Source organism: Terrabacter sp. FW104-15G4B, from assembly GCF_058790095.1.
The window spans coordinates 219666-228612 of record NZ_JBYTCI010000004.1 but is presented as its reverse complement, the minus strand read 5'-3'; the positions used below and the strand labels follow the sequence as shown (position 1 = coordinate 228612).

Sequence of the window (8947 nt, the reverse complement as noted above, 5' to 3'; positions counted from 1 at the left end):
GTGCGCGCCAGCACCTCGAGCCGAGCCTCCTCGAGCCGGTTCTGGGTGCCGCCGCGCCAGACATGGCAGATCGCGAGGGCGAGGGCGTCGGCAGCGTCGGCCGGCTTGGGAGGAGTGTCGAGTCCGAGCAGGCGAGTGACCATGGTGGTCACCTGCGCCTTGTCGGCCCGGCCGCTGCCGCTCACCGCCGCCTTGACCTCGGTGGGCGTGTGCAGGGTGACGGGCAGCCCGAGCCGTTCGGCGATGATCATCACGATCCCCGTCACCTGGGCGGTGCCCATGACGGTGGAGACGTTGGTGTCGGCGAACACGCGCTCGATGGCCACCGCCTCGGGCCGGTGCCGGGCGAACCACTGGCGCATCTCGTCCTCGACCGCCACCAGACGCCGCGGTGTCGGGTCACCGGACGGGGTGCGGATCACTCCCACGTCGACGAGGGTGAGCTTGCGACCCGGGACGCCGTCGACGACGCCCACGCCGCAGCGGGTCAGCCCGGGGTCGACGGCGAGGACGCGCACGGCATACCTCCCTGGGGCGTGGGACTCTGGACGATCCGAACAGGTGTTCGGGACAACGCTAGACGGGGCCGCCCCCGCAGGGTCACTCCTCGTCGTCGAGCTCGGCGAGCACCTCGTCGGGGATGTCACCGTTGGCGTAGACGTTCTGCACGTCGTCGCTGTCCTCGAGGGCCTCGATGACCCGGATCATCTTCTTGGCGCCCTCCAGGTCGAGTGGCACCTGCAGATTGGGCACGAAGGACGCCTCGGCCGACTCGTAGTCGATGCCGGCATCCTGGATCGCCCTGCGGACCGCCACGAAGTCGGTGGCCTCAGAGACGATCTCCCACGTGTCGCCGTTGTCGTTGACCTCCTCGGCACCCGCCTCGAGCACGACCTCGAGGATGTCGTCCTCGCTGCCGGCATCCTTGAGCACGGTGACGACTCCCTTGCGGGTGAAGACGTAGGACACCGAGCCCGGGTCGGCGAGCTGGCCGCCGTTGCGGGTCAGGGCGGTGCGCACCTCGGCGGCAGCGCGGTTGCGGTTGTCGGTGAGGCACTCGATGAGCACCGCGACACCGTTGGGGGCGTAGCCCTCGTACATGATCGTCTGCCAGTCGGCCGCGCCCGCCTCGGCGCCCGACGCGCGCTTGACGGCGCGGTCGATGTTGTCGTTGGGCACCGAGGTCTTCTTCGCCTTCTGGATGGCGTCGTAGAGCGTCGGGTTGCCGGCGGGGTCAGCACCGCCCTGACGGGCCGCGACCTCGATGTTCTTGATGAGCTTGGCGAAGAGCTTGCCGCGCTTGGCGTCCTTGGCAGCCTTCTGGTGTTTCGTGGTGGCCCATTTGGAGTGGCCGCTCATGCAATGACCTCGCGTTCCGGTGACTGGCGCGCACCCGACTGCTGGAGTCGGTGCCCTCTGACGATCGAGACGAACTCGGCGTGGATCCGGCGGTCGGCCCCCACCTCCGGGTGGAAGGACGTGGCCATCAGGTTGCCCTGCCGAACCGCGACGATCCTACCGGCGGCCGCTCCCTCGCTCACGCGAGCGAGCACCTGCACGTCCGGACCTGCCTGCTCGACCCACGGCGCGCGGATGAAGACGGCGTGCACGGTGCCCGTCGTCGACGGGTCGCTCCACGCGTAGTCGAGGTCCTGCTCGAAGGAGTCGACCTGGCGGCCGAAGGCGTTGCGCCGAACGGTGATGTCGATGCCCCCGAGCGTCTGCTGGTCGGGACGCGCGTCGGCGATGCGGTCGGCGAGCATGATCATCCCGGCGCAGGACCCGTAGGCCGGCATGCCCTCGGCCAGGCGACGGAGCAGGGGCTCGCGCAGGTCGAAGGCGCGGACCAGCTTGTCCATGACGGTCGACTCCCCGCCGGGGATGACGAGCCCGTCGACGGCCTCGACCTCCTCGGGTCGGCGCACGGTCAGCGCCTCGGCGCCGAGGGTCGTGAGGACGGCGAGGTGCTCGCGGACGTCGCCCTGGACGGCGAGGACGCCGATGCGCGGCGGTGTCATGGTGCTGGTGCTGCTCACCGGGTCAGCGTAGAGCGCCCACGAGCGTGGCCGTGCCACGGGTCGGGCCACCCAGAACCGTCTCGGATGCGAGACGCCGGCGGAGGTCGGCCTGACATCGCCCGGACGGCACCGGATACGTTGCCGCCATGACCACCGTGCACACCCACGACGCCCTGACCGCCCGCGCCGCGGAGGCCGACGCCGCCTCGCCGCTGCGCGGCACCCGAGAGCTGTTCACGTTGCCCGACGACGTCATCTACCTCGACGGCAACTCACTCGGGGCCCTGCCACGCGCCGTGCCCGCGGTCGTGGACGACGTGATGCACCGGCAGTGGGGTGACCGGCTGATCCGGTCGTGGAACGAGGCCGACTGGTGGCGCGCGCAGACCCGGGTGGGTGACCTGGTGGGCCGCCTCGTCGGCGCGGCTCCGGGGCAGGTCGTCGTGACCGACTCCACCTCGGTCAACCTCTTCAAGGCCGTCATCGGTGCTGGGCGCCTGCGCCCCGGCCGGACCGTCGTGCTGACCGACCCCGACTCGTTCCCGACCGACCTCTACATCACCCGGTCGGCTGCCGAGCTGGCCGGTCTGGAGGTGAGGCTGGTCCACCCGCGCGATGCCGTGGCGGTCATCGCCCAGGTCGGCGACGCCCTCGCGCTCGCCTCCTACTCCAGCGTCGACTACCGCACCGGCGAGCTCTGGGACCTGCGCGCCATCACCGACGCCGCGCACGCCGTGGGCGCCCTCGCCTGCTGGGACCTCTGCCACTCGGCGGGTGTTCTCGAGGTCGACCTCGATGCCGGTGGCGCCGACCTCGCCGTCGGCTGCGGCTACAAGTACCTCAACGGCGGGCCGGGCGCCCCCGCCTACATCTACGTCGCCGCACGGCACCAGGCCGACTTCCACCAGCCTCTGACAGGCTGGCACGGCCACGCGCGCCCGTTCGAGATGGGTGGCGACTACGAGCCCGCGCCGGGGATCGAGCGCGCCAGGGTCGGCACCCCGCCCCTGCTCTCGGTACTCGCGCTCGAGGCCGCGCTCAGCGCATACGACGGGCTCTCCCCGGCCGACGTGCGAGCGGCGTCGCTCTCGGTCACCGCCACCTTCATCGAGGCGCTCGACGCGCTCGGGGTGGACCTGCCGCTGGCCACGCCGCGCGAGCCCGAGCGCCGCGGGTCGCAGGTGTCGCTGCGCCAGCCGCAGGCCTTCGCCGTCGTGCAGGCGCTCATCGCGCGCGGGGTCATCGGCGACTTCCGCGAGCCCGACATCATCCGGCTCGGCTTCGCGCCGCTCTACGTCACCCACGTCGAGGCGGTGCGTGCGGCCCGGCACGTCAAGGAGGTCCTCGACGGGCTCGAGTTCGAGCGCCCCGAGTTCGCCGAGCGCGGAGCCGTCACCTGAAGTCCACCCCGCTCTGCAGTCATCACCACTCCCGCGACCGACGCTTCCCGTGCATCAGGACGTCGACGTTGTCGCTCCACTGCTCGGCCGACCCCACGCCGCGTGGCAGGGCCCGCACCGACGGGTCCTCGATGCTTTCCTCGAGCACGGCGACGGCGGCCTCGCGCACGCCGCGGTAGGGCCGGTCCCAGAAGGGCTCGACGGGGTCGCCGACGGTCGGTAGCCCGGCCGCGGCCTGCACCCGGCTCAGCATCCCGAGCGCCTCGACGAGCCCCGCCTCGCGGACCCGCCAGCCGGCGGCCGACACGGCGGCGTGCAGGCCCCCTGCGGCCGCGCCGGCCCGCGGCAGCTGAGCGAAGCTCGTGCCGACCCACTTGGCGTACGGCGGCCACCGGCGCTCGAGCAGGTGGCCGAGGTGCATCGCCACGCCGACGAGGCGGGCGGCCACCACGCCTGAGCCCAGGTCGTCGCCCCGCCCGCCGGTGCGTCCGACGAAGGGCAGCTCCTGCGCCAGCCGCGCCCAGTCCGTGGCGACGACGTAGCGCCAGACGTCGTCGGGATACCACTCGAGCCGATGGCGTATGCCGCTCAGCTCGCCCACGTCGTCGCGGAACACCTCTCCCCCGGTGACCTCGAGGACGGCCTGGCCCGTCACGGAGAGCCAGTCGGCCACCGTCAGGTCGCGGGTGGGGTCGACGCCGAGGCGCGAGACCGCGAGGTCGCGCGCCGTCCGAACCTGCACCCGGTGTCGCACGACCGGGTCCCAGGTCGTCGCGGATCGGGTCGGCAGGCCCGCGAACTCCTCGGGCAGGTGGGCTGACAGGTGCGCGTCGACGTCGGCGACCACGTCGGCCGGCAGGAGGAGGTCGAGGCGCAGGCCCCAGTCGTGGTCGCGCGACATCGCGTCGTCGAGACCGAGGACGTCAGAGCCGCTGCCGAGGCGGGCAGCCCCATACGCGAGCCCGGGCCAGCGCCGGCGCACGAGGGGTTCGACGACCTGGTCGAAGTACGCGCGCGCGAGCTCGGTTCCGGATCGGTTCACGACCCGATGCTGCCAGTCCCGGCTACCGACGACGTATGCCGCCGCGCCCGGGGGGCGCGGCGGCATACGTCAGTGGGTGGCGGGTGGTCCGGAGGTCACCAACCGCGCTCGGCGAGCCGGTGCGGCTCCGGGATCTCGTCGACGTTGATGCCGACCATCGCCTCGCCCAGGCCGCGGGACACCTTCGCGATGACGTCGGGGTCGTCGTGGAACGTCGTCGCCTTGACGATGGCCTCGGCGCGCTGGGCCGGGTTGCCGGACTTGAAGATGCCGGAGCCGACGAAGACACCCTCGGCGCCGAGCTGCATCATCATGGCGGCGTCGGCCGGGGTCGCGATGCCGCCGGCGGTGAAGAGCACGACGGGCAGCTTGCCGGCCTCGGCGACCTCCTTGACGAGGTCGTACGGCGCCTGCAGCTCCTTGGCGGCGACGTAGAGCTCGTCCTCCGGGAGGTTCTGGAGACGGCGCAGCTCCTGGCGGATCTTGCGCATGTGGGTGGTCGCGTTGGAGACGTCGCCGGTGCCGGCCTCACCCTTGGAGCGGATCATCGCCGCACCCTCGGTGATGCGACGCAGGGCCTCGCCGAGGTTGGTCGCGCCGCAGACGAAGGGCACGGTGAACTGCCACTTGTCGATGTGGTTGGCGTAGTCGGCCGGGGTCAGCACCTCGGACTCGTCGATGTAGTCGACGCCGAGGCTCTGGAGCACCTGGGCCTCGACGAAGTGCCCGATTCGAGCCTTGGCCATGACGGGGATCGACACGGCCCCGATGATGCTGTCGATCATGTCGGGGTCGCTCATCCGGGAGACACCGCCCTGGGCGCGGATGTCGGCGGGGACGCGCTCGAGGGCCATGACGGCGACGGCGCCGGCGTCCTCGGCGATCTTGGCCTGCTCGGCCGTGACGACGTCCATGATGACGCCGCCCTTGAGCATCTCGGCCATGCCGCGCTTGACGCGCGTCGTGCCGGTGGAGCTCGAGCCGATGTGCTGGTCAGCCGCGGGCGTGCTGCCCGTGGACGAGGTGGTGCTCACGATGTCCTGCTTTCCCGTGTTCTGCGGTTGAGATGGGGTTGCCACACAGGGTAGGCCCACCGCGCCCGACAGCACGACACGGTCGGCGTCAGGCGGGCGCCAGGTGCTCGGGCGCCTCGTCGTTGAACTCCACGGTGTGCGGCATCGGGGTGTAGCCGGCGAGGTGGAACATCCGGATGGCCCACTTGCGGCGCACGCGGCGCACGTCGGTCACGGCGTCGTTGTGGAAGCGCCGGGCGAGCTGGACGCGGGTGCACGCGGAGTTGAGGCGGGCCAGGATGTCCTGGCCGAGGGCGGTCGAGCGCAGGTCTGCGACGGCCTCGGGGGTCAGGGCGAGGTCGAGGGCCTCGGTCAGGTCGTTCTCGGCGAGCTCGCGGGCGTCGCCGTGCTCGGAAGGGGCCTCCAGCGACTCGGCGGCCGCGTTGGCGAGCAGGAGCGAGGTGGCCCCGTCGAGCAGGCCGCTGTTGGCCAGCTCCACGGCGGCCTCGGCGCGCCGCACGAGGCGGGCCTCGAGGGCCGCCAGCGTGCCGCTGAGGCGCACGTGCAGCCGGTCCAGGCGTGCAGCGGTGTAGGAGAGGTACCAGGCCACGACGACGAGGACGAAGAGGATCGCGAAGACCCAGGAGAAGACCTCGCTCACCGGGCACCCCCGCGCAGGAAGCGGTTCCAGCGACCCTGCAGCGGTGTCGCGGCAGCATGTGCCTCGATGACGGTCTCGTAGACGGCGAGGATCTCGTCGGCGACCACGGACCAGTCGAAGAGACGGGCCCGGTGCTGCCCTGCCGCGGAGAGCTCGGCGCGGCGGCCGGGGGTGCGCAGCAGCTCGACGAGCGTGCGCGCCAGCTCCGCGGACCGCTCGTTGGCGAACATCGCTCCCGCGGTGCCATTGTCGAGGACGCGGGAGAAGGCCGGCAGGTCGCTGGCCAGCACGCAGGCCCCCGCGCTCATGGCCTCGATGAGGATGATCCCGAAGCTCTCGCCGCCGGTGTTGGGGGCGACGTAGACGTCGACGGAGGCCAGCAACGACGCCTTGTCGGCGTCCGAGACCGAACCGAGGAAGCTGCAGGCTGCGACCACCTCCGGCGGCCAGCCCTGTGTGACCTCATCCGCGTCCCCGGGGCCGGCCACGAGGACTCGCAGGCCGGGAACCGCGCGAAGCACGTCCGGCAGGGCGGCGGCGAGGACGGGCAGTCCCTTGCGGGGCTCGCCCATCCGGCCGAGGAAGGCGATCGTCGGCGAGGCCGGGGTGCCGATCCAGGCCGCTCGCCGGGGCGCCTCGGCGAAGCGGTCGACGTAGACGCCGTTGGGGATGACCACCGCGTCGCCCCCGATGTGCGTGGTGACGGTGCGACGGGCGTCCTCGCTCACGGCGATGCGACCGGCGATCTTCTCGAGGCTCGGCCGGATGATGGGGTAGGCCGCCTGCATCGTGCGCGACCGCAGCATCGAGGTGTGAAACGTCGCGACGATAGGGCCCTCGGCGGCCATCAGGGCGAGCACGCTGATGCTCGGGGTCACCGGCTCGTGCAGGTGCAGCACGTCGAAGTCGCCCGCGTCGAGCCACTTGCCGACCTTCGAGGCGGTGACGGGCCCGAAGTTCAGGCGCGCGACGGAGCCGTTGTAACGCACCGCCGTGGCTCGTCCGGCCGACGTGACGTAGTCGGGAAGCTCGGTCTCGCTGTCGGCCGGTGCGAGCACCGAGACGTCGTGGCCCTGGCCGATGAGGTGCTCGGCCAGGTCGCGGACGTGGAACTGCACTCCGCCGGGCACGTCGAACGAGTAGGGGCAGACGATCCCGATCCTCACGGCGCCGTCTCCGCGACAGGGGTCTGAGCGTCGTTCTCCCCCAAGGCGGCCGGTGAAGGGGCCGCCGGCGCGTCGAGGTCGTCGACGAAGACGCGCTGCAGCATGTGCCAGCTCGAGGTGTGCTCCCGGACCGCGACGGCGAGGTGGTCGGCGCACTGCTGCACGAGGTCGGCGGCGCGCACGGAGGTCGTGCCCTGGACCCGCGGCACCAGCCGTCGGCTGAATTCGATGACGGTGCGGTGGCCGCCCAGACCTTCGCCTCGCGGAGCCGGTTCGTACCAGAGGCGTGCGGCGTAGAGGGGGGCGCCGGTCATGAGCGAGAGGACGGCCGGCCCCTTCGCCATGCGGGCGCGGTGGCCGAGCAAGTCGACCTCGACCCCACCGTTGGTGAGGTCGCGGTCGGCCGCGAGGGCCATGATGCGCCCCCCGCTGCGGGCAGCCGTGAGCAGCCCGTGGAAGGGGTCGTCGCCACCGGTGAGCGGGATGATGTCCATGCCGATGCTGCGCCGGAAGGCCACGAACTCCTGGTAGACCTCCTCGGGCTTGAGGCGCTCGGCGACCGTCGTCACGGGCATGAGGTTGCCGGCCGACCAGGCGGCCGCGAGGTCGAAGTTGCCGAGGTGGCCGACGAAGACGACGACCGACTCAGCGCGGGCGCAGAACTCGCGGATCTCGGCGTCGCCGCGCACGACCACGGCACCGTCGATTTGGGCCCGGGAGAGCGACGGCAGCCGGAAGGCCTCGCAGTAGTAGCGCATGTAGGAGCGCATGCCCTCGCGCACCAGGGCGTCCAGGTCGGCCTCGGACAGCTCCGGACGCACCCTGCGGTAGTTCGAGCGCAGACGGTCGATCCCCTTGCCGCCGCGCCGGACCGCCACGTCGGCGACCCGGTCGAAGAGGGCGTATGCCGCCCGCTCGGGCAGGGCGCGTACGACCGACCACCCGAGCCGGAACCCGAGCAGGCTGACGGTGTCGGTGGCCCGGCGCACGACGCCGGTCACGCGCCGACCTCGCCGGACGCGTGGGCCTGGCGGCGAACGGTGAGCATCCGCTGCAGCACCGTCACGAAGCTGGCGACGGCGAGCAGGCCGAGGACCACGCCGAGCAGGATCGTGGAGTTCAGCAGGTCGGCGAAGAAGGCCGCGACCAGGACCGCGACGAGCCGGTCGGCGCGCTCGGCGATGCCGACGTTCGCTGTGTAGCCGAGGCCCTCCGCGCGGGCCTTGGCGTAGGAGACGACGCTGCCGAGGATGAGGCAGGCCAGGGCAAGGCCGGCCATCAGCTGGTTCTCGCCCTTGCCGGCGTAGTAGAGCACGAGGCCGCCGAAGATCGCAGAGTCGCCCATGCGGTCGAGCGTCGAGTCGAGGTAGGCGCCCCACTTGCTGGACCGCCCTGACTCGCGGGCCATGATGCCGTCGACCGTGTCGGAGAAGACGAAGGCGGTGATGACCAGCACGCCCACCCAGATCTGCCCGCGGGGGAAGAAGGCCAGCGCGCCGACGCACACGCCGACCGTGCCCACGATGGTCACGATGTCGGGGCTGATCCCGAGGCGGAGGAACAGGTGGGCGACCGGACCGAGGAGCTTGGTCATGGTGGCGCGCAGGAGTCTGTTGAGCATGGTGGGGACAGCGTACTGACCGGCTT

10 protein-coding genes are annotated in these 8947 nt (G+C 71.9%); 1 reads left to right on the top strand and 9 read right to left on the bottom strand.

Going from position 1 to position 8947, the window contains the following annotated elements; all coding sequences use genetic code 11:
- From ruvC to pdxT, 3 genes are all read right to left on the bottom strand, one after another.
- The coding region (gene ruvC / locus AC3WRT_RS05765; RefSeq protein ID WP_492720176.1) for a crossover junction endodeoxyribonuclease RuvC at positions 1-518 on the bottom strand (518 nt) is incomplete at its 3' end.
- An 82-nt stretch (positions 519-600) separates the two neighbouring features.
- Positions 601-1359 carry a YebC/PmpR family DNA-binding transcriptional regulator gene (locus AC3WRT_RS05760; protein ID WP_492720175.1) on the bottom strand — a complete coding sequence of 253 codons (759 nt, stop codon included), beginning with the start codon at positions 1357-1359 and terminating at the stop codon, positions 601-603.
- On the bottom strand, positions 1356-2018 hold the full coding sequence (gene pdxT / locus AC3WRT_RS05755; protein WP_492720195.1) for a pyridoxal 5'-phosphate synthase glutaminase subunit PdxT: 663 nt from the start codon (positions 2016-2018) through the stop codon (positions 1356-1358). The genes AC3WRT_RS05760 and pdxT overlap by 4 nt, the downstream gene beginning before the upstream one ends.
- Before the next feature lie 146 nt (positions 2019-2164).
- On the opposite strand from pdxT, the gene kynU reads away from it, so the two are divergent.
- Positions 2165-3418: a kynureninase gene (gene kynU / locus AC3WRT_RS05750; RefSeq protein ID WP_492720172.1), complete on the top strand. Its 1254-nt coding sequence runs from the start codon at positions 2165-2167 to the stop codon at positions 3416-3418.
- A 22-nt stretch (positions 3419-3440) separates the two neighbouring features.
- Here kynU and AC3WRT_RS05745 read toward each other — a convergent pair whose 3' ends face one another.
- The 6 genes from AC3WRT_RS05745 to pgsA all read right to left on the bottom strand — a co-directional run bounded on the left by AC3WRT_RS05745 (position 3441) and on the right by pgsA (position 8921).
- Complete coding sequence (locus tag AC3WRT_RS05745) at positions 3441-4460, bottom strand: DUF4037 domain-containing protein (RefSeq protein WP_492720170.1); 1020 nt, start codon at positions 4458-4460, stop codon at positions 3441-3443.
- 95 nt (positions 4461-4555) lie between these two features.
- The gene (gene pdxS, locus AC3WRT_RS05740; RefSeq protein ID WP_492720193.1) at positions 4556-5446 is read right to left on the bottom strand and encodes a pyridoxal 5'-phosphate synthase lyase subunit PdxS; all 891 of its coding nucleotides are present in this window, start codon (positions 5444-5446) and stop codon (positions 4556-4558) included.
- Positions 5447-5582: 136 nt separating this feature from the next.
- On the bottom strand, positions 5583-6134 hold the full coding sequence (locus AC3WRT_RS05735) for a LemA family protein (RefSeq protein ID WP_492720167.1): 552 nt from the start codon (positions 6132-6134) through the stop codon (positions 5583-5585).
- Entirely contained in the window at positions 6131-7300 is a 1170-nt protein-coding gene (locus AC3WRT_RS05730) for a glycosyltransferase family 4 protein (protein ID WP_492720163.1), read from the bottom strand. Before AC3WRT_RS05730 ends, AC3WRT_RS05735 begins: the two co-directional genes overlap by 4 nt.
- Positions 7297-8301 (bottom strand): phosphatidylinositol mannoside acyltransferase, encoded by a 1005-nt coding sequence (locus AC3WRT_RS05725; RefSeq protein WP_492720160.1) that lies wholly within the window; start codon positions 8299-8301, stop codon positions 7297-7299. Before AC3WRT_RS05725 ends, AC3WRT_RS05730 begins: the two co-directional genes overlap by 4 nt.
- Positions 8298-8921, bottom strand: a complete 624-nt coding sequence (gene pgsA, locus AC3WRT_RS05720) for a phosphatidylinositol phosphate synthase (RefSeq protein ID WP_492720158.1) — start codon at positions 8919-8921, stop codon at positions 8298-8300. The genes AC3WRT_RS05725 and pgsA overlap by 4 nt, the downstream gene beginning before the upstream one ends.
- Positions 8922-8947: the final 26 nt, after the last annotated feature.

Excerpts from the sequence above, each read along its gene's own strand:
- AC3WRT_RS05760 (WP_492720175.1), bottom strand. The coding sequence starts at position 1,359 with ATGAGCGGCCACTCCAAATGGGCCACCACGAAACACCAGAAGGCTGCC.
- pdxT (WP_492720195.1), bottom strand. The coding sequence starts at position 2,018 with ATGACACCGCCGCGCATCGGCGTCCTCGCCGTCCAGGGCGACGTCCGC.
- kynU (WP_492720172.1), top strand. The coding sequence starts at position 2,165 with ATGACCACCGTGCACACCCACGACGCCCTGACCGCCCGCGCCGCGGAG.
- pgsA (WP_492720158.1), bottom strand. The coding sequence starts at position 8,921 with ATGCTCAACAGACTCCTGCGCGCCACCATGACCAAGCTCCTCGGTCCG.